At 66.4% G+C, this 444-nt stretch carries 1 pseudogene; it reads left to right on the top strand.

Features of this window, described 5'->3' with window-relative positions:
- Positions 1 to 164 precede the first annotated feature (164 nt).
- A pseudogene (locus tag JQK88_RS35735) lies at positions 165 to 444 on the top strand (hypothetical protein); the annotation flags it as partial.

Genomic DNA, 444 nt, shown 5'->3' with positions numbered 1-444 from the left:
CTGTGGCGTTGGTTCGATTTCCTGTGGATGTTCCACATCATGGACTACGACACCCGCAGCGACGTCAACAACACCCTGTTGCGCGTGGCGGCGGCGGTCGGGCTGCTGTTCGCGCTGAGCGGCGCGTGGCTGGTGTTCTACAGCTTCCGTTGGAGGCGCAGCGCATGACGCCGTGGATGCGCAGGATTCACAAATGGCTCGGGCTGGCGATCGGCTTGCAATTCGTCCTGTGGATGGCGAGCGGACTGGTCATGAGCCTGTTGTCGCACGACAAGGTGCAGGGACACGAGTTCCGCGTGCATGCGCCTGCCGAGCGCGCATGGCCGGCCGACACGGTGCCGGCGCAGGCGGTGCTGAAACGGGCGGCGTCGGCGCAGTCGATCGCCTCGGCGTGGCTGCTGGACCAGCCGGTCTATCGGGTCGCCGACGGCGATGGTCAGCGTC

The sequence above is a fragment of the Mesorhizobium caraganae genome (genome assembly GCF_016836705.1).
Taxonomy (GTDB): Bacteria; Pseudomonadota; Alphaproteobacteria; order Rhizobiales; family Rhizobiaceae; genus Mesorhizobium; species Mesorhizobium caraganae.
Note: the sequence above shows the minus strand (reverse complement) of the source record. Positions and strands in the feature narration are given on the sequence as shown.